22 protein-coding genes are annotated in these 21,221 nt (G+C 46.1%); 17 read left to right on the forward strand and 5 right to left on the reverse strand.

Annotated elements, in window-relative coordinates; all coding sequences use genetic code 11:
• Nucleotides 1-325 precede the first annotated feature (325 nt).
• The 15 genes from BUQ98_RS00240 to BUQ98_RS00310 all read left to right on the forward strand — a co-directional run bounded on the left by BUQ98_RS00240 (nucleotide 326) and on the right by BUQ98_RS00310 (nucleotide 13,249).
• The gene (locus BUQ98_RS00240; protein WP_074211962.1) at nucleotides 326-541 is read left to right on the forward strand and encodes a Flp family type IVb pilin; all 216 of its coding nucleotides are present in this window, start codon (nucleotides 326-328) and stop codon (nucleotides 539-541) included.
• A gap of 16 nt (nucleotides 542-557) precedes the next feature.
• Nucleotides 558-1,007, forward strand: coding sequence for an A24 family peptidase (locus BUQ98_RS17185; protein ID WP_175566269.1), 450 nt, complete (start codon nucleotides 558-560; stop codon nucleotides 1,005-1,007).
• Between the two features lie 201 nt (nucleotides 1,008-1,208).
• Nucleotides 1,209-2,012, forward strand: a complete 804-nt coding sequence (cpaB, locus tag BUQ98_RS00250; RefSeq protein ID WP_074211963.1) for a Flp pilus assembly protein CpaB — start codon at nucleotides 1,209-1,211, stop codon at nucleotides 2,010-2,012.
• A gap of 9 nt (nucleotides 2,013-2,021) precedes the next feature.
• Complete coding sequence (locus BUQ98_RS00255) at nucleotides 2,022-3,350, forward strand: type II and III secretion system protein family protein (RefSeq protein WP_074211964.1); 1,329 nt, start codon at nucleotides 2,022-2,024, stop codon at nucleotides 3,348-3,350.
• Nucleotides 3,347-3,865: a hypothetical protein gene (locus BUQ98_RS00260; protein WP_074211965.1), complete on the forward strand. Its 519-nt coding sequence runs from the start codon at nucleotides 3,347-3,349 to the stop codon at nucleotides 3,863-3,865. The genes BUQ98_RS00255 and BUQ98_RS00260 overlap by 4 nt, the downstream gene beginning before the upstream one ends.
• A gap of 235 nt (nucleotides 3,866-4,100) precedes the next feature.
• On the forward strand, nucleotides 4,101-5,114 hold the full coding sequence (locus tag BUQ98_RS00265; protein WP_217693624.1) for an AAA family ATPase: 1,014 nt from the start codon (nucleotides 4,101-4,103) through the stop codon (nucleotides 5,112-5,114).
• On the forward strand, nucleotides 5,111-6,394 hold the full coding sequence (locus tag BUQ98_RS00270; RefSeq protein ID WP_101494715.1) for a CpaF family protein: 1,284 nt from the start codon (nucleotides 5,111-5,113) through the stop codon (nucleotides 6,392-6,394). Before BUQ98_RS00265 ends, BUQ98_RS00270 begins: the two co-directional genes overlap by 4 nt.
• Nucleotides 6,391-7,308 (forward strand): type II secretion system F family protein, encoded by a 918-nt coding sequence (locus tag BUQ98_RS00275; RefSeq protein WP_074211966.1) that lies wholly within the window; start codon nucleotides 6,391-6,393, stop codon nucleotides 7,306-7,308. The genes BUQ98_RS00270 and BUQ98_RS00275 overlap by 4 nt, the downstream gene beginning before the upstream one ends.
• A gap of 15 nt (nucleotides 7,309-7,323) precedes the next feature.
• Complete coding sequence (locus BUQ98_RS00280) at nucleotides 7,324-8,193, forward strand: type II secretion system F family protein (RefSeq protein ID WP_074211967.1); 870 nt, start codon at nucleotides 7,324-7,326, stop codon at nucleotides 8,191-8,193.
• Nucleotides 8,186-9,157, forward strand: coding sequence for a tetratricopeptide repeat protein (locus BUQ98_RS00285; RefSeq protein WP_074211968.1), 972 nt, complete (start codon nucleotides 8,186-8,188; stop codon nucleotides 9,155-9,157). Before BUQ98_RS00280 ends, BUQ98_RS00285 begins: the two co-directional genes overlap by 8 nt.
• The gene (locus tag BUQ98_RS00290; protein ID WP_254813852.1) at nucleotides 9,154-9,666 is read left to right on the forward strand and encodes a pilus assembly protein; all 513 of its coding nucleotides are present in this window, start codon (nucleotides 9,154-9,156) and stop codon (nucleotides 9,664-9,666) included. The genes BUQ98_RS00285 and BUQ98_RS00290 overlap by 4 nt, the downstream gene beginning before the upstream one ends.
• Nucleotides 9,647-10,204, forward strand: coding sequence for a tight adherence pilus pseudopilin TadF (gene tadF / locus BUQ98_RS00295; RefSeq protein ID WP_074211969.1), 558 nt, complete (start codon nucleotides 9,647-9,649; stop codon nucleotides 10,202-10,204). Before BUQ98_RS00290 ends, tadF begins: the two co-directional genes overlap by 20 nt.
• 3 nt (nucleotides 10,205-10,207) lie before the next feature.
• Nucleotides 10,208-11,521, forward strand: a complete 1,314-nt coding sequence (locus tag BUQ98_RS00300) for a TadE/TadG family type IV pilus assembly protein (protein WP_074211970.1) — start codon at nucleotides 10,208-10,210, stop codon at nucleotides 11,519-11,521.
• 13 nt (nucleotides 11,522-11,534) lie between these two features.
• The gene (locus BUQ98_RS00305) at nucleotides 11,535-12,146 is read left to right on the forward strand and encodes an OmpA family protein (protein ID WP_074211971.1); all 612 of its coding nucleotides are present in this window, start codon (nucleotides 11,535-11,537) and stop codon (nucleotides 12,144-12,146) included.
• 8 nt (nucleotides 12,147-12,154) lie between these two features.
• Nucleotides 12,155-13,249, forward strand: a complete 1,095-nt coding sequence (locus BUQ98_RS00310; protein ID WP_083605160.1) for a phosphatase PAP2 family protein — start codon at nucleotides 12,155-12,157, stop codon at nucleotides 13,247-13,249.
• 48 nt (nucleotides 13,250-13,297) lie between these two features.
• Here the strand turns inward: BUQ98_RS00310 and metE are convergent, their stop codons facing one another.
• Nucleotides 13,298-15,571, reverse strand: a complete 2,274-nt coding sequence (metE, locus tag BUQ98_RS00315; protein WP_074211972.1) for a 5-methyltetrahydropteroyltriglutamate--homocysteine S-methyltransferase — start codon at nucleotides 15,569-15,571, stop codon at nucleotides 13,298-13,300.
• 101 nt (nucleotides 15,572-15,672) lie between these two features.
• Here metE and BUQ98_RS00320 point away from each other — a divergent pair, with 101 nt between their 5' ends.
• Nucleotides 15,673-16,569 carry a LysR family transcriptional regulator gene (locus BUQ98_RS00320; RefSeq protein WP_074213531.1) on the forward strand — a complete coding sequence of 299 codons (897 nt, stop codon included), beginning with the start codon at nucleotides 15,673-15,675 and terminating at the stop codon, nucleotides 16,567-16,569.
• On the opposite strand, the gene rimI is transcribed toward BUQ98_RS00320, so the two are convergent.
• The 3 genes from rimI to BUQ98_RS00335 are packed head-to-tail and all read right to left on the reverse strand — an operon-like array spanning nucleotide 16,532 to nucleotide 17,805.
• On the reverse strand, nucleotides 16,532-17,002 hold the full coding sequence (rimI, locus tag BUQ98_RS00325; RefSeq protein ID WP_074211973.1) for a ribosomal protein S18-alanine N-acetyltransferase: 471 nt from the start codon (nucleotides 17,000-17,002) through the stop codon (nucleotides 16,532-16,534). The two genes, BUQ98_RS00320 and rimI, sit on opposite strands and share 38 nt — an antisense overlap.
• Nucleotides 16,995-17,387, reverse strand: a complete 393-nt coding sequence (locus BUQ98_RS00330; RefSeq protein ID WP_074211974.1) for a DNA polymerase III subunit psi — start codon at nucleotides 17,385-17,387, stop codon at nucleotides 16,995-16,997. The genes rimI and BUQ98_RS00330 overlap by 8 nt, the downstream gene beginning before the upstream one ends.
• A gap of 16 nt (nucleotides 17,388-17,403) precedes the next feature.
• Entirely contained in the window at nucleotides 17,404-17,805 is a 402-nt protein-coding gene (locus tag BUQ98_RS00335) for a hypothetical protein (protein ID WP_074211975.1), read from the reverse strand.
• 334 nt (nucleotides 17,806-18,139) lie between these two features.
• Here BUQ98_RS00335 and BUQ98_RS00340 point away from each other — a divergent pair, with 334 nt between their 5' ends.
• Complete coding sequence (locus tag BUQ98_RS00340) at nucleotides 18,140-20,260, forward strand: sensor domain-containing protein (RefSeq protein ID WP_074211976.1); 2,121 nt, start codon at nucleotides 18,140-18,142, stop codon at nucleotides 20,258-20,260.
• Nucleotides 20,261-20,317: 57 nt separating this feature from the next.
• On the opposite strand, the gene nlpI is transcribed toward BUQ98_RS00340, so the two are convergent.
• Nucleotides 20,318-21,205: a lipoprotein NlpI gene (nlpI, locus tag BUQ98_RS00345; RefSeq protein ID WP_074211977.1), complete on the reverse strand. Its 888-nt coding sequence runs from the start codon at nucleotides 21,203-21,205 to the stop codon at nucleotides 20,318-20,320.
• Nucleotides 21,206-21,221 lie beyond the last annotated feature (16 nt).

Here is a 21,221-nt window from a genome sequence, read left to right on the forward strand (position 1 = left end):
GAGCGATTGAAACCCCTGCCTTTTTCTGCAGCAACCTATGCTGATAGCGGTAATGGCTGCTAAATAAACGGATGACTTCTTGTTTGTTTCACAATTGAGACAGTAATAGGGGCGAATCAGAGGGTAATATACTGAGCAGGTGGTAAGACGTAACGGCTTGTTTATTGCTTGTCCGTTGTACGGGTGCTCAGTACTTGCTGGCAATATGCTATACGTCGACTTTTTGTCAACTGGTTATTTGTTGCTTTGCACTTAGGTGCTAAACTTTAATCATAAATTGTGGTATGGGTTCCAGTGGCCCAGTCTTTGGAGAAGGAAGATGTTTATGTTAACTAAATTGTTTGTGAATACTCGTCTCGCACTAGAGTCGTTTGTTAAGGATGATCGCGGTGTAACAGCGATTGAATATGCGATAATTGGTGTGGCGATCTCTGCTATCGTCTTAGCTGTATTCCAAGGCGATAATGGTCTTCAATCGGCTCTCGAGGGAGCGATTAGCTCAATAACAGCAAATATCACGTCGGCGAACTCCACCCCATAACTGATATTGCATAAGAGTGATTACCGCAGTCTTGTTACTATTTGCGACATCCTGTCTGTCTTGGGTAATCCTAAGAGACCTGAGGTATAGAAAAATAGGACACGGCGCCATTGTAGTAATTGCGCTTCTAAGCGTATTCATTGTTTGTTGGTATGAGTTGCCAATAAACACCGCGCTTTTTCAGGCCGGCCTAGTTTTTTTGGCCGGTTTTGTCTTATTTTTCTTCGGCGTGTGTGGCGCGGGAGATGTAAAATTACTTACGGTGATAAGTCTTGCAGTGAGCGACCAGTGGTGGCCGTGGATGTTGTTTTTAACGGGCATCTTGGGTGGCATTGTCGCATTAGGGCTTCTATTGGCTGGCTGGTTAGGCAAACCTGAGTGGCGAGCAATGGGTGTGCCTTACGCGCTAGCCATAGCTCCCTCGGGAGGGTTGGCGATTTGGCTAACGTTAATCGATGCAACATAACGTGGTCAAATTGAGGTAACTGTCATAACAGTGATGGTTACTCCCTACTTTAAAAACCACTATTCGTATAAACAACAGGTGATGTTTTATCTGTCTCTCCATCCATAGTGTCATCTAGCTTCACTTGCGTAGGAGGGAGTGTGAACACGGATACCTTAGCGCTTCGCACCTTTTATTTGTCTTAGGTTGATCTGAAGGACTATGAACTCAAAATTACTCTCTATTCTTGCAATCGTCGCCATCTCGATTGGCTTGTACGGGTTACTCCAAAGCGATGAGCCTGAAACCTCCTCTCAGGCAGAGGCGAGTGCACCTCCTCCTGAGGTGACTTACAAAGTCATTACGCTGAAAGTGCCTCTCAATCGTGGAGACTCGATCACACGTAGCAAACTAATCATTGAAACCTGGCCAGAGAGTAAGGCTAACCAAATGGGAATCGACAGTGATATGACACTGCCTGAAGCAGGTGGTAGCCCCTTGCTCGCAAGAGAAGGACTTGTCGCAGGCGATATCTTATACCCTGACAAAATTGTATCACCGGAGAGCCCAGACTATCTTGACTATGTGACTCGCGCCGATCGCATTCCTTTCCCGATAAAGGTTTCTCCGACTGCTGTGGTAGGTGGGGCTGTGCGCGCAGGCACATTGGTGGATATCATGGCGTTAGCATCTACTGACCAGAACTTAGCCAATGAAACTACGGTTCGCAGCTTTCGAGGCGTTTCTTTGTCGCCTGTATTAATTGGGGTGAAAGTGCTGAAAGTCGACCAGCAGCAGAAAGAGGCGACACGAAGCGAGCCAGCATCAACAGATACCACGCTGATTTTAGAGTTAACTCGCAAGCAAGTGGCGACCATGACCATCGCTAAGCGGATTGCTCAGCTTGAAGTACACAAATCTTTTGGCAACACACCAGAGCAAGACATGTCTGCCAATGCGGGGGATGTGCTAGAGGACTACCGCGCTATAAAAGAGTTTCGTGCCGATTCAGCGGTAATAAAGTAAGGGATCTTGATGAAAACAACATGCTTCTACCTCCGATGGACGGGGTTACTGGTGATAAGCTTGGCCGTATTTGCAGCCCAGGCCTCGGCAACCGTGATGAATTTGTCTAAGGGACAGGCGCAAGCGTTTCATGTCAATAAAGTGATTGGCTCGGTGTTCGTTGCTGACCCTGCTATCGCTGATTATCAGGTCATTGATAAACAGAAAGTGGTCGCATTCGGCAAAACGGTGGGCTCCACATCTTTGTTGGTTTTTGACGAAGAAGGAAAGACCATAGTGTCGCGACAGTTGATCGTGAATCAGAGCATGGTCCATATTCAACAACAAATACAGCTTCGTTATCCCGAACTTGAAGTGTCTATTTATAACTTAGCAGAGCAAGTGGTGCTGAGTGGTCTTGTAGCGAGTGAGGAGCAGAAACAAGACATAGAGCGACTCGTCGGGGAGTTGTTATCCAAGCCTTCTACCCAAGACGAGATAGAGTGGGATACAGGAGAAGAAACGTATAATCTTGGTTTTATGCGCCGCTATCGATACGAAGGTATTGTCAACAACTTAGAGGTCGCGACAACCAAGCAGGTGAACGTTCAGCTTACGGTGGCAGAAGTATCAAACTCGTTCATGGAAAAGTTTGGAGTTGACTTTAGCTCTGGTGGCCAAGGCAGTGGCATTTTTGTTAATCCGTTAAAGAGCTTTAGTGCTAGCGATATTATCACAGTAATCAGTGCTGTCGGTGATGATAATGTTGGGCAGGTTCTCGCAGAACCCAACTTATCAGTGCTTTCTGGTGAAACCGCTAGCTTTCTTGTCGGTGGTGAATTGCCTGTCGTCACACGCATTGATGGCGGCGTAAACGTTCAATACCGCGAGTACGGGGTTAAGTTAGAGCTCGCAGCGGATGTGCGACGCGATGATAAGATCAAACTCGCATTGATGCCTGAAGTGAGCTCGCTCGATCAGCAATTTAGCAACGATGCTTACGATTTGCCGGCCTTAAAAACCCGCAGAGCACGGACCACGGTTGAGCTGGGTGATGGTGAGAGCTTTGTTCTGGGTGGTTTGCTCAATAGCGAAGAGCGGGAGTCATTATCCAAGATACCTTTTGTCGGTGATATACCTATCTTAGGTGCGCTATTTCGTCATACAGAAACGCAGCGTAATAAAACCGAACTTGTCATCATTGCTAAGGTGAATTTGGTCAAGCCAATTGAATCTGATCAAGTTGTTATCCCTCGTATTCAGCGTACGTCAACGCTAGAACGGTTCTTCGCGCTGGATGCTGTGCCTGAGCAGGCGCCATTGCGACAATGGCTACGTAAAGGAGGCTTTATCCAATGAAAAGTCCAATAATATGGGTTCTTTTTACTGTGTTAGTGATTGGGCTCACTGCTTGCACGCCTGCCTATCAAACAGAAGGTGTGAGAGTGTCTTTGGCTCCTGTAACGTATAAGCTGTCTTTATCGGCAAAGTCTAGCACTGGGGACACCAGTTTTGATGAGTTTATCCGTTTTGTATCCCATCATCAGTCACTGATATTAACGCAACCCATACACTTAAATTACAGCTCGAAAGCAGGCGCTAAAAAAACTGTAAAAGCGCGCAACTACCTTCTGGCTCAAGGGGTTGATAAAAATAATATCCACGAAAAGGCAATGCCGCTGGGAGAGAGCGATTGGCAAGTAGCTTTGCGTTCTTATCAAGTTCAGACTGAGAGTTGTGATCCAGTAACAATCGCCGATATTCACCCAAAGAAAAGCGGTTGTGTATTAACCCACAATCAATGGCTGTCAAAAGTGCATCCTGAAAAAGGGGTAAGTGCCCCAGATACTAGTCATGAACAAGGCAATTATTGATGTTTGATCTCGTTGATATACTAAAGAGCAATCAGTCGCAGCAAGATGACAAAGATAAGATAACCTCAGTTCTCTTCTATCAAACCGAGCCTTGCCGCTCTCTGTTGAAGAGGCCTTTAGGTTTGAAGGCGTCTCTGCGCCTGAAATATGTAAAAACTCAGATATGGTCATTACGGATCATGTCCGCCAGCAGAGTGTTGAGATTGTCTTGGTTGAGCTCAATAGTAGCCAAGATGTGACGGGTGATGCGCGTCGAATTAGCCACTTACTACCTAGTCATGCTTCTGTGATAGTCATTGGTAGTGAAGATGCAATCTCAACGATTCGTAACCTCAAAGAGATGGGGTTTTATTACTTGTTCTGGCCCATTACTAAGCAAGAGCTAATCGATTTTGTTCGTAGTGTGAGTGATAATCGGCAGAGAAATCGCGGTGTAGGACAAAATAGGCGTGCCAAGCGGATCTCTGTGGTTGGCGCAAAAGGAGGGGTTGGCACAACCCTAGTTGCCTCTGAATTAGCCCATCAACTGGTTTCAGAAAAAAAGGCATCTTGTATCGTTGTGGATCACAACTACACCAGTGGTGATTTGGATATCATGCTCGGTATAAAAAAATTTGAAAAGCGGGAGGTGCAAAAAGGCGCATTTTCATCAAGTCTTGACTTATCTTCCGCCCAGAGCCTACTGACCAAACACAATGAGATGCTCTCTGTCCTCGCATTGTGCTCCTCGCAGTATAGCGCTGATGAGTTGAATGATTATCACAATAGCGCCGCTGACATCCTATCGTCTGAATGTAACTTTATTATCGAGGATGTATCCGGATCATCGGGTTTTACGCATCGGAATCAACAGCGTTGGCTTAGCAGTGATTGTATTATTCTGGTCCTTACGCCAACGGTTGCGGCCTTGCGAGACGCTGGTCGCTTAAAGTTAAGTATTGATTCGATGGATGAAAACGCTCGACCTCGTTTGATCGTTGTTGTAAACAATAATTTTCCTGGAAAGTTTGCAACCGTTACCGAAGATGACATTGAAAAGTTTTTGCAATGCGCTGTCGATGTGAATATCCCTTTTAATGGAAAAATAGGAGAATTATTACTCGAGGGAGAGCGTATAGCACGAGCAAAGGTCAATGCCTCCGGGCCGATACACAAACTCGCTTCGCTAGTTGTGGGCGAGTCAGTGGAAGCATCTTCAACCTTAGCAAAGCTAACCAACCTTTTTAGCAGAAAGAGGCAAGCTGAGTGATTGGCACCAAAGAAGTTTATGTCAAGATTCGCAAACAGGTTTTTGATGCTTTGGATCCAAATGTTGTCGCCGATGTTTCGCGAGAGGAGCTTGAGAAACAATTAGAAAGTGCTGTTGAGCTATTGATCAACCGAGAACAATGGCCACTGAGCAGTACTGTAAAAAAAGAATTTGTTAAATACTTAACGGATGAGCTGATTGGCTTAGGTCCGTTACAAAACCTGATGGACGATGAAACAATCACGGACATTATGATCAATGGCCCTGATTCCGTTTATATTGAGCGCAATGGCCTAGTTGAGCGCGCACCTGTTACTTTCATCGACGAGAATCAGCTACGAGAAATTGCAAAGCGTATTGCCTCTCGCGTCGGGCGTCGAGTTGATGAATCCTCACCCACTTGTGATGCGCGCCTAGAAGATGGTAGCCGTGTGAATATCGTTATCCCACCGATATCGATTGATGGAACGGCGATTTCTATCCGTAAGTTTAAAAAACAAAGTATCGATCTTCAGAAGCTTTGTGAATTTGGGGCTATGAGCCCTGAAATGGCGCAATTGTTAATGATTGCCGCACATTGTCGCCTAAATGTATTGATATCAGGTGGTACGGGGTCGGGTAAAACGACGATGCTCAATGCGTTATCACAATTTATCGGTGAAAACGAGCGCATTATTACGATAGAGGATGCGGCTGAATTACGCTTACAACAACCACATGTTGTTCGCTTAGAAACGCGGACCGCTGGGATTGAAAACACAGGTCTAGTCGATCAGCGCGATCTGGTTATCAACTCACTCCGGATGCGTCCTGATAGAATCATTGTTGGTGAGTGTCGTGGTGCTGAAGCCTTTGAGATGCTCCAAGCCATGAATACTGGCCACGATGGCTCCATGTCGACGCTTCATGCCAATACACCGCGTGATGCATTAGCCAGGGTTGAGTCGATGGTGATGATGGCTAATAGCAACTTACCGCTTGAAGCGATCAGGCGTACCATAGTCAGTGCTGTTGATTTAGTGATACAAATCAGCCGATTGCATGATGGCAGTCGTAAAGTGATGAGCATAACCGAAGTGGTTGGGCTAGAGGGTAGTAACGTCGTCATGGAAGAAATCTTCCGTTTTCAGCCTATGTATCAGCAATCTTCTGATGGGAAAGTGCGCGGTAACTACGTGACTGCTGGTTTGATGCAACGGTCAGTATTGATGGAAAAAGCCCGCTTCTTTGGCCTGGAAGATAAGCTCTCATCCGCGTTCAAAGCTGGGGAGGAAAGATGATTTACGTGGTTATGCTTGTGATCGGTATCGGGCTGCTCATTATTCCTTGGCTTAAAAAACGCAAGCGCTATGACTACCTTGAGGAGTTTAATCAAACAGAGTTTGTTGAATCGGTAGTCGCAAACCAACAGGCTGTGGACTTGAGATCACTTGCCGATAGAAGCCTGTGGGAGGAGTTATTACTTCGTTGGAGTAACTTTAAGAAGCAATTAGGAGCCCGACCAACTTTAAAGCTGGCGGCGTTACTTTGTGGACTTATTTTTGCCTCTGTTTATTTTAATCGCCAGTTTTTGCGTGAGCCTCTGTGGCTTGTCACTCCTGTTATTGTGCTAGTGGGTATGTTGGTTTTCTATCGCTGGTTACAAGGTCGAGAGCGCAAAATGTTCGAAACTGAATTCCCTGATGCACTCAATATGATGACGAGTGCTGTATCAGCGGGGGAGAGCATTATGCATGCCATCTTATATGTAGGAAATACGCTGGAAGGTGATATTGGCCGCGAGTTTCGTATAATGGGTAAGCGCTTACAGTTAGGTGAGTCGCCGGATGAGGTTTTTCGCAAGTCATGTCGACGTTACCCTTACCCATCCTTTTACTTTTTTGTTATTACCTTGCGTGCCAATATGCAAAGGGGTGGACAGCTGAAAGAGATCATGATGCGGTTAAACCGCATGATGTTTAATGCTCGTTCTATAGAGAAGAAAAAATATGCACTCACTTCTGAGGCGAGAACATCCGCCAAAATAGTGGCGGCTATTCCTTTTTTCTTTCTTTTTATTTTGCAGTACCTTAGCCCAGAAAACTTTGAGTTTGTCATGTTCGACCCGGATGGAAAAGTCATTCTTTACTATGTGTTGATCAGTGAAGCAATTGGCATTGCCATTGTGTGGGGATTAATGAAAAGCGTTCGCTAATACAGGGTAGTCATGATGTCACAGCAGCAATGGCTTTTTTTGGCGTTAATACTAATCGGTTGTGTGATAGCGCTTCGTGGTTTACGTCAGTCACTGAAACAAAAGCGCTTCCGAGAATTTAGCGTAAATTCGGCAAGCGAGAGAAAGTTTGATTTTTGGGAACGCGTTGGCACCGTCCTTAGTCAACTCGTCTCAAGTGATAAACAAGATATGGAGCAAAAATTCCTAGCGGCAGGGATCTACGACACACGCTTGAGCAAGTTTTTTATGCCTGCTAAATATATGCTATTAATAGCAGGTGCATCAGCAATATATCTAATTGGACAATTGCAACAGTGGCCAAGTAAATGGCTACTCATTGTAGAAGTATTATGGCTTGTCGTGACGATTATTGGTCCTGATGCCTACTTAAATATTCGAAAAAAGGCATTGGTAACAGCGATTTCAAACAAACTTCCGTACATGTTAGACCTGATGGCGGTCTGTGTACAAACTGGGATGACGATTGAAGCATCTATTACATATTTGTCGCGGGAAATGGCAGCTTTTGATCGTGATCTGAGTTTTTTACTCACAAGAGTGAATGAACGCTCAAGAATTGTGGGACTAGAGCAAGCGCTAGAAGAGCTCTATATGCGTGTTCCCTCCAATGAAATGCGCAGCTTCGTGATGACTCTCAACCAGAGTTTGCAATATGGAACGTCTATTTATGGTGTGCTAACGACACTTTCATCGGATATTCGCGAAGTGCAATTGCTCCGAATAGAAGAAAAAATTGGTCAATTGGCTGCAAAAATGTCGATCCCCTTAATTGTATTTATTATGGTACCGATAGTTATTCTCATTGCAGCGCCAGGAATTATGAGGATGTTAGCGAATGCTTAACCTTTTCGTATTGAGATCGTTTCCATTTCTAAGGCTACTGGTGCTCAGCCTTGCTTTTATTATAGCAGGGTGTGTGGGGAGTGCCCCACCTCAGGAAAAGACATTAACTAATGAGCAAGTTCTGGAGAGTAGTGGTAATGATCTTGAAATCATTGATTTGTACAAAAACCAGCTGAAAGAAAAAGAATCGGAGGAAGTGAGGATAAAGCTTGTAAAGCGATATCTAGAGATTAAAGATTATGATTCGGCTCGCTTCTACCTCGCACCGCTTCTTCAACAGTTTGACGCAAAAGACCCTACCACTAGCAATGTTTTACTACTCGCTGGAAAGGTTTCACTTGGGCTAGAACAGTGGGCTAAGGCAAGAAAGCATTTAAACAAGGTTCAGCAACTTACGCCCTCGAATAGCGAATCAGCGAATCTTCTTGGCATACTATCTGCCCGCGAGGGAAACTTTGGGGTTGCACGAGAGTGGTTTAACCATGCGCGAAGCAATATGGCGGATGATCGTACTATCAAAAACAATTTAGCACTACTTGATGTGTTTGAGGAACGATATATAGAGGCTTTACGCCGACTGCAGCCTGTACCAGAACTGAGACAGTTGTCAGATAGAACACGTGTTACGCTGTCGTTGATCTATGCTAAAACTGATCAATATTCGGCATTTGAGGTGTTAACAGACAATATGGCCAAAAGTGATCGATTATCGCTATACCAACAACTCCAAGCACTACCCGTCGCGGATTTTCCGGCGATTCTTGGGGATAACGCTAATGATGGTTCGTTAAAGACACCTAATGACGTAGAACCGAAGCCGCTCCCACTGAGTGAACGCCGGCCGCCTGCTCCCTCTTTATCTGTGCGGGCAAGTGGCGAACAGGCAAATAATCAAGTGGTTACAGACGTGATCAACGGAGTACCGATGGGTAGTCCTTGGCTCGAGGTAGAGACCAATCAATGATGTTAAAAAAGCGAAACGCTCCCAGCCGGCACTCTGGCGTCGCAACGATTGAGTTTGTTGGCGGCTTTTTTGCGTTTTGGCTAATGTGTGCCGCTTGGGTGGAAATGAGTTTTATGTCGTATGTGTCAGCCTTAGGGGATCTTGCGATTTCGAGAGCAGCACAGCATGCGAAAAAACAACAAACTGAAGATTTTCTGACCGTATTTAAACAAACCCTTAATGATGATAGTAGCCTTTGGCATGCGTTGATCAATATCGATAATTATCGGATCAGTGTCCAATATGTGGATAAATATAACACACTGGCCACGATCACAGAGGGGTGTGAGCCTGAAGATGAAGACGATAGAGAAGCCGTGTGTGGTGAGCCTGAGCAAGCTCCCATTGCCATTTATAACGTCAGTTATGACTATCAACCTATCTTTAATTTATTTTTAGATAAAAATACCCTTTTTTCCCGTGAAATGATCGTGATACAGGAATACCAACGTGAAACCTTTGCGCTTTAAGTCTCATCAGCAAGGTAACTTTACCGTCGAGTTTGCTATCGTCGGGGTTTTCTTCGCGTTACTTTTGGTGTTTAGTGCCGATATCATCATTAAATTGAGCGTTAAAGGTAAGCTCGAGCGTATGGCTTTCTCTGCAGCTAATATCATTAAAGAGCGCACTGAGCTGTTTGGTGAGGACGATTTTGAAGTGGGTAGTGCTCAAGCCGAAGAAGCTTACACCATTGTCGAAAACTCCCTCACGCGCACGATGAGTAACTTTGACAGTACCAAGCTCGGATTTTCGCTTCATGTTCGTCAAGGAGTTGGAGACACGGACGAAGAGGATCAAACCAAGATCATTAGCCAGTGGTCTGCACCTTCTGGAACCCTGTGCCAAGCAGCACCGCCGAGTAAAGATCTCAGCTTTACCACGACCTTTGGTCGCCCCGCTACCTTGTATCAAGTGACTTTGTGCTACGACACCGATAATTGGTATGGCGATCTGATTGGCGAAGACTTCTCGCGCGTATCGTCGCGCGCCGTAGTAATGGGGAGATAGTTTATGCGTTCACAACAATGTTTTGCTCACTCAGCCCCTGGCTACTATCGTCAGCAGCAAGGGCATGCAGCCATTTTATTCGCCCTATTTATTCCGATATTATTTGGCATTTTTACCCTGGGTACAGATGGGGCACGAGCAGTGCAAGACAAGGCGCGCCTAGAGGAGGCGGTTGAAGTGGCAACGCTTGCTATTGCTGGTCAAAATGCTGACGATATTAATGTACAAAGACAGACCGCTAAGGCGTATATCGCTTACTACTTTCCTCAAGCAAGGATAAGAGACAACGAGCTCCAAGTAACGAAAATATCTTGTGATATGAATCCGTCCTGTGATGAAACAGATCCCAATCAACAACCTTTTTTTGAATATCAGTTAAGAGCCAATTTGGAACAGCCTTCCTGGTTTCCAGGAAATGCAGCAATCATAGGTTTTGGTGATGATTATGATGTAGCAGGTCAATCTGTGGCGAGAAAGTATCAATCCGAAGCTGTTGATGTGGCGTTAGTCTCAGATTTCTCTGCCTCTATGTATGAGTATTGGAATGGTGGTAGAAAACGAAAATATCAAGACTTGAAAGATATAATTTCTGAAGTGGCTGATGAGATAGAAAAATATAATAGCTTTTTTTCTGAAGCGCAAAATGAAATAGCTTTTGTTGGATATGACTTTTATTCATCCCACTGGTCTAACTCAAGAAGAAAGTTCGTTAGACACCTCAAATTCTCTCGCTATAGTAACAACCGCCTTAATGAGAGCAGTCCAGGCTCAAGGCCAAATGATATCGACTATTCGGGTACAGTTGATGATATTTTTTCCACGAACAGCTCCGCTCATGAGGCTTTGGATAAATGGGAAGTAACAAATGTATCCTACTTTTATAATTTGCCTTTAACCAGTAATGTAGAGGGTTTTAAGTCTAATGTTTCTCAGTTCTATGTCCCCACTAGTAGCGGAAGTGGCACGTCATCTTATGCGGGGATTATCCGAGGGGCTCAAATCCTGAAAGAAGGAACGAACCCAAGACGCTTACTCGTGGTTCTGTCAGATGGAGAGGACTCTTACCGAACAGTCACTCAACGTCTCATCGACCAAGGCTTATGTTCGACTATTTATGACGGATTAAACGAGAGCAAAAATGGAGTAAACATTAAAGCGCGTATGGTAGTGGTTGGCTTTGACTATGATGTTTTCGAACACCCAGAGCTTAAAAACTGTGTTGGTCGAGATAATATCTATCAAGCACAAGATAGAGCAGCTATCAAGAACAAAATATTAGAGCTAATCTCTGAAGAAATCGGCCACCTCGCCCCATAAAAAGGAGTATCCAATGACTAAATGGATTAATATTGCGCTCGTACTGAGCCTTCCCAATATCGTGTGGGCGAATGATGCCTTATTTGATACCTACTGCGTCATGCAAGAAGGGTCGGCTCATTATCAGGTGACGACCGGTGACGGCTTCACCGCGCGCACCTATCAGGATAATAAACTACTCGCGGTTGCCCCCCAAACCACCGCCAATCACCAGTGGCTGGTAGCAAAAATCGATGCACTTGATGTGTCGCCAAAGTGTGCCAGTTTTATTAAAAGTCATGCCTATTGGCAGCAAGCGCCCAATTCGCCGGTAGCGCGTGTGCATTTCGATTTTGATACGTCGCATGTCTCTTCCCAAGGCCAAGCTATTCTGCAACGCTTAGTACAGGCGTTAGCAAAGCACCCATCACAGGTCTCGGTCACCGGTCATACTGATAATATCGGCAGTGCACACTATAACCAGCAACTGTCACAACGACGGGCGGACGCGGTTGTCCCCTTTATATCGTCTACTGATGGCAAAACAGTGACGCTAAGCGGCCAAGGTGAAATACGGCCTGCTGCGACCAATCACACCCAGCAAGGGCGCGCTATTAATCGCCGTGTCGAGATTGATGTTTTTTAGCAGCTTTTATGCCGAAAGTCATTTTATTACTAAATAGGGAGTGGCGGCTTTTTAAGCAAGCAGCTCTACCCAATTTAGGGCTTTTTGTGTTCGGAAGTGTACTTACACTGTTCTTAGTGCTATACAATATTTTTGTTAGTGGCAGTTTTTCCTTTGCTGATGGCTCTTATTTCCCTTATATGAAAATACTCTTTAAGGTGGTGTTGTCACTGTTCTTGGTGGGTTATTTTATATATCTAATTGTTGTTAGAGAAAAACGACCAATCAGACAGTTTGGTTATCTGATTAAGTCTGTTATTACTAGGCGTTATTATATTTTATCAAGTTTACTCTTGTTCTACGCAACAGGTTTCTTTTTGAGTGCTTTTTCAACAGCAAAGGGAGCAGTATATACAGTTGGGGAGTTTGCATGGGATAGTGCATTTTCTGAAATGGATAGACTTCTTTTTTTCGGCAAAGATGCTTGGCATTTTTTTGATTGGCTGTACCAGTATCCAGTATTTATAATGCTACTCAATCTCTTTTATAATGTATGGCTTTTTGCTGTCCTCGGCGTTTTTGCGTTTTTTTGCTTTCAATTACCGAGTCGAGTGAGAAATACGTATTTATATTCTTGGCTTGCATGTTGGGTGGTTTTAGGTGTTGTGTGTGCAACCCTTTTCTCCTCTGCTGGGCCTGCCTTTTTCTCTCGCGTTCATCCAGGTTTAGCCGTTGAACCTTATCAGGATTTGATGGAGAGATTACGAAGTATCGACGCTTACCTTATCGCCTCGGATTATCCCTTTCCGCTGTGGGCGTTGTCTACGCAAGATTGGCTATATAACCTTCACGTAGAGCAAAGTGTTAAGGCGGGAGCTGGCATTTCAGCCATGCCAAGCATGCATGTTTCAATGGCGGTATTGATGGCTTTAGGATTAACACATGTCCAAAAATGGATTGGGATTATCTTTTGGTTGTATGCTTTCATCATTTATATCGGCTCTTTTTTATTAGCGTGGCATTATGCAGTCGATGGTATCGTGAGCTTTATATTGACGTTACTCGTCTGGTATGTTGTTGGTTTATTTGTGAAAAATCCTAAAAGAGTGAGCCCCTATCAATAGCTATTGTATAGCGCTTAAGGCTCATCTCTTTTATTAGATATTATCTGACTATTCTTCGCGAAGCGCTTTCGCCGCAGCGACCATGTTTTCTAATGCTGGGATCACTTCATCCCATTGCCGGGTCTTTAATCCACAGTCCGGGTTCACCCACAACCTTTCTTCGGGGATCCGCGCAGCGGCTTTGTTCATCAAGCCCACAATTTGTGCTTGAGTGGGCGTATTGGGGGAATGAATATCGTAAACGCCTGGGCCGATGTCATTGGGATAATCAAAGTGATCAAACGCGTCCAGCAGTTCCATATCCGAGCGTGAGGTTTCAATGGTGATGACGTCAGCGTCCATATCCGCAATCGATGCAATGATATCGTTAAACTCGGAGTAGCACATATGGGTGTGGATTTGCGTCTCGTCACTCACGCCATTAGCCGCAATTTTAAACGCATTGATGGCCCAGTCGAGATAGTGTTGCCATTCACTGCGACGCAGAGGTAGGCCTTCACGCAGGGCTGCTTCATCAATCTGAATGATCTTGGTGCCAGCTTTCTCGAGATCTTGCACCTCTTGACGGATCGCCAGCGCCAGCTGGTTACAGGTTTGCGATCGTGGCTGATCATCGCGGACAAACGACCAGTTGAGAATCGTCACCGGTCCGGTAAGCATGCCCTTGAGCGGCTTATCGGTGAGAGATTGTGCGTACTGCGTCCATTCTACAGTCATTGCTTTCGGGCGTTCGATATCACCAAATAAAATCGGCGGCTTCACACAGCGAGAGCCATACGATTGCACCCAACCGAACTGGCTAAACACATAACCATCCAATTGTTCGCCAAAGTATTCCACCATGTCATTACGCTCGGCTTCACCGTGGACCAAGACATCGAGCCCGAGAGCTTCTTGTTTGTCGACCGCATGGGCGATCTCTTTGCGCATGATGTCTTGATAGGTCACCGCATCAATCTCGCCTTTTTTGTATTGCAAGCGCGTTTGGCGAATGGTGCTCGTCTGCGGGAATGAGCCAATGGTAGTGGTTGGGAAGCGTGGCAGGTTGAGCTGCTCGTGTTGCAAGCGAATGCGTTCTGCAAACGGGCGTTGTCGCTTACCCAGATGCGGTGTAATCGCCGCCAATGCAGCTTGCACATTAGGGTTGTGCACGCGTGGTGACTGCTGACGACTCTCAATAGCTTGGCGGTTGTCGGCCAGTGCTTGTTGAACGCTTTGCTTACCATGGTTGAGCGCGTTGGCAAGCACATCCAATTCATCAAGCTTTTGATGGGCAAAGGCGAGCCAGTTTTTTACTTCAGGATCGAGCTTGTGTTCGCTGGTCAAATCGACGGGCACATGGAGCAATGAACAAGAGGGGGCGAGCCAGAGACGATCGCCCAGTGCTTGGTGAATGGGTTCAAGCCAAGCTAGCGTGGCATTAAGATCGGTTTTCCAAACGTTACGGCCGTTAATCACACCAAGAGACAGGACTTGGTGATCGCCAAGTGCTTCTTGGTACGACGCAACATCCCCTCGGCCACGAATCGCATCGAGGTGCCAACCGTCAACGGGCAAGGATTGCGCCAATTGACGATTTTCAGCTTGCTCGCCGAAGTAGCTTGCCAGCAATAACTTCACGTTGGTTTGGCTTAGCGTCTGATACGCGGTTTTTATTGCTGTTTGCCACGCAGGGGCAAGCTCAGTGACCAAAATAGGCTCATCGATTTGAACCCATTCAACACCTTGTTCTGCCAGCGTGCTCAGGAGCGATTGATAAACTGGCAAGAGTTCATCAAGCAGATCCAGCTTGTTAGAAGCATCTTTTTCTTTACCTAACCACAGATACGTGACGGGGCCTACTAAAACAGGTTTAGCCTGAACACCGGTTTGTTTGGCTTCTTCTATTTGCGCCAATAGACTTTCAGCATGCAAACTAAAGGTGGTTTGTGCTGTGAATTCTGGCACGATGTAGTGATAGTTGGTGTCAAACCATTTGGTCATTTCACCAGCGTGGACACACTGGCAGCCAGTATCGTTCGCCGAGCGGCCACGGGCGACGCGGAAATAGTTATCGAGGGTGTTATCTTGATGATCAGCCACACGATCAGGGACATTGCCGACTAAAAAGCTGGTGTCGAGTACATGGTCATAAAAAGAAAAGTCACCCGCTGGAACGGCATCGAGTTTACCTTGTTGTTGCCAATGGGTACGGCGTAGATCCGCCGCAGTATTGGTTAAATCTTGCTGTGATGAATCGCCACGCCAGTAACGTTCGAGTGCAAATTTTAGTTCGCGCTGTGCCCCTATGCGGGGAAAACCGAGGTTATGAGTTTTAGCCATCTATACGTCCTCCTTTAAGTTGAGTTCAGCATAGGGCTTTCTCGTTATGAACTAAAATGGCATTATTTCATCAATTAATGAAATTTGGTCATGGAAAAGACATGTTAGAACGTCATCATCTTCATATTCTGCGTGCCATCAAAGAGCAAGGATCGCTTACCGCCGCGGCAGAGACGCTTTATCTCACCCAATCTGCCATTAGTCATGCGATGAAAAAATTAGAGAGTCAGATAGGCGTTAGCCTGTGGAAAAAATCAGGCAGACAATTACATTTCACTCAGGCTGGTGAGTACTTGCTGACCCTCTCTGAGCGTATGCTCCCTCAATTTGAGCATGCCGAGCAGCAACTTAAACAATTTGCACAAGGTCAGCGCGGCACCCTGCGCATTGGCATGGAATGTCACCCCTGCTATCAGTGGCTGCTTAGGGTGGTTGAGCCTTTCTTGCACCAATGGCCGGATGTGGATGTTGACGTGAAACAAAAGTTTCAATTCGGTGGCCTAGGGGCATTATTTGGTCATGATATTGATGTGCTCGTCACTCCGGATCCCTTGTTTAAACCAGGCATTGAATACGTCTCCGTGTTTGATTACGAATTAGTGCTCGTGACTCATCCACAGAGCCCGCTGGCATCGCAGTCTCATGTCGAACCCCATCAGGTGACACAAGAAGTGCTCATTACCTATCCTGTTGACCAAGCGCGTTTAGATGTGTTCACGCAGTTTCTCGCACCGGCACATTGTGCGCCACGCAAACACAAAACCATTGAAACAACAGATATTATGCTACAAATGGTTGCGGCAGGCCGAGGCATTGCGGCCTTACCGAAGTGGCTGGCAAAAGAGTACCAACAACGACTCAACCTGCATATTCTTCGTATGGGTGAACCAGGTATTCATAAGGCAATTCACCTTGGGGTGCGAGAAGAAAAACGGGATGATTATATTGATGATTTTATCGTCAAAGCACGTGAGACGACGATATTTGGTAACGCATAACCAGTGCGTCTTCCGTGGTGCCATCCGGGCAGGAGTAATAGCCTGCTCGGCGGCTTATAAGCTCAAACCCCTGTTTTTGATACAGCGCCCGTGCTCCACGGTTACTCTGTCGCACTTCCAACCACAAGGTTTTCGCGCCTGCAGCAACGAGTGTCTTTTTAAGCAAGGTGAGAAGCTGGTGACCGACGCCTTTGCCTTGAAAAGTGCGGTCAACGGCAAGGTTTAACAGCTCTGCTTCGCCCGCAATGCAACGCGCGTAAAAATAACCGATGATCTGAGCATCTTGACTAATTAACGCATAGTGGTGATCGAAGCGTCCCTGAGCCGGCGTAAGCTGTGTCTTTGACCAAGGCGCAATATGCACTGTTTGTTCAATACGCACGATATCAATCAGGTGCCTATCCCCGATAGGTTGAAGTGTGTAATCACTCATACTGGCAAATCTGATGCCAGAGATCGCGCTTTGCAGCAGGGTTGTCGTGCATCTGTGCCAAGGGGATGGAGTGTAAACTTTGTACTCCATCGACGATCACATCAGGGGCATCAATATACCAGCACCAAGTGAGGTGATGTTCGCCCAGCGACGATAACGCAGCGTGAGGAAGCTGACGGGCTTGATCCGAGGTAAGCTGGATACTTTTTAATATGTTGCCAAAGAGCCAAGCATCCTGCTCATTCAGTGGAAAGTCGCAAACAAGGAGTAATTGGCAACTGTCTGGTAATTGAATGACCTCATGCTCTTTGCCATACAGCTCTGGGTGACGCAATTGCCACACCTCTAAGCCCATCGCTTGCAAGCGTTGGATATCCGTTAACATGGTTCAATTACTCGCATTATACGGTGGCTGCAGCTAAGCGCTTGTGCCACCAAGTATCATTAGATTGTAAGGGCGCAAACTCGGCGCGTTCGGCTTGTTCACTCGGCGTTATTTTAAGCTCGGTATAGCCCAATTCAAAGAGTATTGATTCGGCTTCCTCTAACAGCGGCATTACAAGATTCGCATCTGGGCTGTGCCACAGCGCGATTTCTTGTGTATTGTTTTCCGTTTCGGCGTCGATGACAGCAATATGCCCCAGTATCTCTCCCATATCGTCTGTCGCTAAAACGGAAAGAGATATTCCTCCCGCCTCTCGCCATTGGTGAAGCTGGTCTGCCTGATGGGGACTCGCGAGCACATCGCGCCACCAACGATCAAGCCGAACCAGATCGGCAGGGGCTTCTGAACGAATAAGCATAAGACACATGGTGGTTAATAAATGTTGTAGCCAGAATAACGGATTCCCGATCCGGTGCAAGAGGCGCGCGAGGTTTATTACTTCCTACTACGCAGTTAAATGCATAAATAGCCAGCAAATTGTGCAACTTCGCAACAGAGTCTTGCTCGTTTACTGATTTTGAGTCTTCTCTCTATTTTTACGGTAAAAGATACGGTATATAGTGATAAAAGCTTGAACCCATGACGCGTGCCTCATAAAGTGCTACTGACAACAAAGTTAAAAGTGTCTAATATATGAGACGCTTGTCTCGCCATTGAGATGGTCGAGAGTGATTACCTGATGTGAGCTTCTCATGCCAATATCGTCGTTAAATGATTGGTTTTACTGCTTAACCGATAACAGTCCGTTCCTTTTTGCCATTCTAGATAGCAATGATTGCTATCTGTATACCAACCAGCGTTATGGTGAGCTATCCGGTTTATCAGCTTCCTCTTTAAAAGGGTTATCCGATAGAGATACGCTGGGAGAGTCTTTTTATCAGACTGTGAAACCGCATTATGATAAAGCAAGACGAGGCGAGTATGCCGAAGGTGAGGTGGTGATTGCCGATGGTTACCACCATTCCAGCTTTCATTTTAGCGTGGCTCCGCTAACCCATTACCAAGATAAGCAAGGCCGGCCGTGTGTGATTTTTCATGCTGCGGATACCTCTGAACGCCAAGTATTGTCTAGTGCATTAGAAGAAGCGGATGAAAAGTACTATCAGTTGAGCCAGCTTATTGATGATGGATGTTGCGTGATTGAAGGAGGATGTATCCTCTCCGCCAACCCTGCGGCTGCCACCATACTTGGGGTGGAAACCTGTGATGACTTAATTGGTGAGCCTGTTGCTGACTACTTATTATTAGCAGGAAAAAGCGAGTCAGCGGACAACCATCACTCAATTGCAGAGATCCTAGCCCAAGTTGAGAGTGGACAGAGCATTGATGCCGTGGGGGCAAAAAATGGGGTGTCAGTATGTGTTTATCAATCACCAATCCATCTTTTAGGTAAGCAAGCCCACATGTTGCGTCTACAGGCCTCGCCTGCGCAAGTGAAGACCATTACACCATCAGCCTCAGCGATCAGTCGTAAAGTGGGCTTGCAACATTCTGCTTATATGGACGCATTGACGGGGTTATACAATCGATATGGATTTAGCCGAGAGTTGGACAAGTTTATTGGGGCACAAACACCATTAGCGATGTTGTACCTTGATATTGATAATTTCAAAAACATCAATGATTCACTTGGCCACCATGTCGGTGATCGCGTACTACAAGATATTGCTCAACGCCTACGCTCTCTATTGTCTGCAGATACCATTATTGGTCATTTAGGCGGTGATGAATTTGCTGTTTTACTCCCTAAGCCTGCCACTGAAGACGCCCCCTCTCAGCTTGCTGAAAAGGTCGTTGGCGCTATTAGCCAACCGTTTGAATTACACTATTTTAGTAAGTATTTAGCCTGTTCGGTAGGGATGGTTCGCTATCCTGAAGATGGAAAAGATGCTCGTCAACTGTTGCAAAACGCAGACACGGCAATGTATGAGGCAAAAGAGCAGGGTCGCAATCGGGTTGTTGTTTATGATGACAGCATGAGCAAAGAGGCAAGAATGCGTTTGTGGCTTGAAATTGAGCTGCAGAAAGCATTACAAAATAACGGGTTGGAAGTTTGGTATCAACCCAAGGTTAATGCCAGTGACTTTCGTATCAATGGGGCGGAGGCCTTAGTACGTTGGAAGCACCCTATTGAAGGCTATATCAGTCCGGGGCGTTTTATTCCAGTCGCAGAGCGCTGTGGCCTGATAGAGGCTTTGGGGCGTCATGTGATGCGGGAAGTGTTTCAGAACGTTCGTCGCTGGCGTCAGCAAGGACTGTTGCCGGGGCGTGTTGCTATCAACTTATCGCCCGAACAATTTAGTAGTCCTAAGCTTATTGAGCACATGGAAAAGCTGATTCGGGCAACAGGTGCTCACCCAGAAGATATCACTTTTGAGCTAACGGAAAGTGCAGTGATGAAAAACGATGAGCATGCGCTGAAAATGCTCAATGCCATCAAAGCATTAGGCTTTGCGTTATCCATTGATGACTTCGGAACCGGTTACTCATCGTTGTCCTATCTCGCACGGTTTCCGCTTGATGAGCTTAAAATCGATCGGGCCTTTATCCATGAAATGGATGCGTTGAGTAAGCAGGTCACATTAGTGGAGAGTATTATTCATCTTGGGCGTGCGATGGAGATGACGGTCGTAGCGGAAGGTGTCGAAACCCGTCAACAAGCCTCAGTGCTGACAAACCTGCATTGTGACACCATACAAGGCTATTACTTCCATTCGCCGATGCCAAAGCAAGAATTTGAGAAATTATTGCTTAAAACTAAACCCAACAAGCAGCCTCCACTGGCATTACCGTCGGCCACACATCCGGGGTAGCAGATAGCGAAAAGTAGCGAAAGCAGAGCTTTAGCTGCTCTGCTGCTTGATTTGACGCTATTTAGCTGTCGATTGGCGGTAGGCTATGCGGTTAAGCTCAAGAAGTGCGTAACGGTGCTCAACAAACTCGTATACATTGCCGGACATTGCCAGCTTATAAAGGGCAACGGCTCTGTCTCTATCACCTTGATATTGATAGTGTTTCGCGAGGTAAAAATACGCCTCGCACAGGCGTTCTGCTAACTGTTGGTTATCCTTGCCTTGAGCGGCTAATTGTTCCAGCAACCCGCGTTCGCTGATCTCACCCAAATACATATCTACCAGTTGCCATCCCCATCCCGTGGTATCGGCGATCGCTTTGCGTTCAACTAATGCTTGTCGCGCTTGTGGCTCTCCGCGCCAATCTCGCTCAACTAAGTAGAGCCAAATCAGTCGATAAGGATCGTCAGTATTGGCTTGATAATGCGTGAGTAAATCTTGATGAGCAAGGCGATAGCGCCCCCCATAATATAAGGCAATACCACGGTTTCGTTCAGCGTAACTATGGTTATTATCGAGCTCGAGTGTTGAGTCAAAGGCCTCATAGGCGGCATCATAGTGGCCACTTTGGGTAAAATAGACCCCTAAAATATTGAAAACATCGGGTTGGTCAGGCTTTAAGGACAATGATTGATTAAAGTCCAGTCTTGCCAAGTCTCTCATGCCAAGGCTGTCATGCATTAAGCCGCGTTCGTAATGCAATTGTGCGCGTGCATCATCACTTAAATCATCACGAGCGAGCAGTTGATCAATACGAGCGAGATGAACTTCCTGTTGCAGTGTTGGTTGTAAGGGGACGGCCATCGGTGGAAACAGCCACTGGGTGCTACATCCTGTTAGCAACAACAGCGCCAGAACGGCCAGAGGCTTATAAAAAGTCGCCAGTGGTTTATAAAAAACGGTCATGAAGGCGCATCTCCGT

The sequence above is a fragment of the Salinivibrio sp. ES.052 genome, assembly GCF_900141775.1.
Classification (GTDB): domain Bacteria; phylum Pseudomonadota; class Gammaproteobacteria; order Enterobacterales; family Vibrionaceae; genus Salinivibrio.

What these genes read in the sequence shown, in the direction of transcription:
- BUQ98_RS00310 (WP_083605160.1), top strand. Translation starts at nt 12,155, where the DNA reads ATGCCGAAAGTCATTTTATTACTAAATAGGGAGTGGCGGCTTTTTAAG.
- BUQ98_RS00280 (WP_074211967.1), top strand. Translation starts at nt 7,324, where the DNA reads ATGTCACAGCAGCAATGGCTTTTTTTGGCGTTAATACTAATCGGTTGT.
- cpaB (WP_074211963.1), top strand. Translation starts at nt 1,209, where the DNA reads ATGAACTCAAAATTACTCTCTATTCTTGCAATCGTCGCCATCTCGATT.
- BUQ98_RS00335 (WP_074211975.1), bottom strand. Translation starts at nt 17,805, where the DNA reads ATGCTTATTCGTTCAGAAGCCCCTGCCGATCTGGTTCGGCTTGATCGT.
- BUQ98_RS00340 (WP_074211976.1), top strand. Translation starts at nt 18,140, where the DNA reads ATGCCAATATCGTCGTTAAATGATTGGTTTTACTGCTTAACCGATAAC.
- BUQ98_RS00285 (WP_074211968.1), top strand. Translation starts at nt 8,186, where the DNA reads ATGCTTAACCTTTTCGTATTGAGATCGTTTCCATTTCTAAGGCTACTG.
- rimI (WP_074211973.1), bottom strand. Translation starts at nt 17,002, where the DNA reads ATGAGTGATTACACACTTCAACCTATCGGGGATAGGCACCTGATTGAT.
- BUQ98_RS00255 (WP_074211964.1), top strand. Translation starts at nt 2,022, where the DNA reads ATGAAAACAACATGCTTCTACCTCCGATGGACGGGGTTACTGGTGATA.
- BUQ98_RS00330 (WP_074211974.1), bottom strand. Translation starts at nt 17,387, where the DNA reads ATGTTAACGGATATCCAACGCTTGCAAGCGATGGGCTTAGAGGTGTGG.
- BUQ98_RS00275 (WP_074211966.1), top strand. Translation starts at nt 6,391, where the DNA reads ATGATTTACGTGGTTATGCTTGTGATCGGTATCGGGCTGCTCATTATT.
- BUQ98_RS00305 (WP_074211971.1), top strand. Translation starts at nt 11,535, where the DNA reads ATGACTAAATGGATTAATATTGCGCTCGTACTGAGCCTTCCCAATATC.
- BUQ98_RS00290 (WP_254813852.1), top strand. Translation starts at nt 9,154, where the DNA reads ATGATGTTAAAAAAGCGAAACGCTCCCAGCCGGCACTCTGGCGTCGCA.
- metE (WP_074211972.1), bottom strand. Translation starts at nt 15,571, where the DNA reads ATGGCTAAAACTCATAACCTCGGTTTTCCCCGCATAGGGGCACAGCGC.
- BUQ98_RS00300 (WP_074211970.1), top strand. Translation starts at nt 10,208, where the DNA reads ATGCGTTCACAACAATGTTTTGCTCACTCAGCCCCTGGCTACTATCGT.
- BUQ98_RS00240 (WP_074211962.1), top strand. Translation starts at nt 326, where the DNA reads ATGTTAACTAAATTGTTTGTGAATACTCGTCTCGCACTAGAGTCGTTT.
- BUQ98_RS00320 (WP_074213531.1), top strand. Translation starts at nt 15,673, where the DNA reads ATGTTAGAACGTCATCATCTTCATATTCTGCGTGCCATCAAAGAGCAA.
- BUQ98_RS00260 (WP_074211965.1), top strand. Translation starts at nt 3,347, where the DNA reads ATGAAAAGTCCAATAATATGGGTTCTTTTTACTGTGTTAGTGATTGGG.
- nlpI (WP_074211977.1), bottom strand. Translation starts at nt 21,205, where the DNA reads ATGACCGTTTTTTATAAACCACTGGCGACTTTTTATAAGCCTCTGGCC.